Annotated in this window: 1 rRNA gene; it reads right to left on the reverse strand. The window is 44.6% G+C overall.

Annotation, left to right across the window (positions count from 1 at the left end):
* Positions 1 to 216: 216 nt before the first annotated feature.
* Positions 217 to 269, reverse strand: a 16S ribosomal RNA gene (locus V6C27_14905); the annotation flags it as partial.

Below are 269 nucleotides of genomic sequence, written 5' to 3' on the forward strand. Positions count from 1 at the left end.
TTCATGCAACGCTTTTTGTAGGGGCTCAATTCATTGAGCCCGCCAAGTAACGTTTGCACATGGCGAAACAGTTTAGTCTAACAAACAACGTTTGTTAGTGGGCGCGATAAATCGAGCCCCTACATGACAGAAGGATTTTTTAAATCCCTCAAAACTAAACAGTGTTAAGAGATGGATGATCGACCAGAGTTCTCGTTTTAACGAGGTACTCCTTAGAAAGGAGGTGATCCAGCCGCACCTTCCGATACGGCTACCTTGTTACGACTTCA

Source organism: Peptococcaceae bacterium 1198_IL3148, from assembly GCA_036763105.1.
GTDB lineage: Bacteria > Bacillota > Desulfotomaculia > Desulfotomaculales > Desulfohalotomaculaceae > JBAIYS01.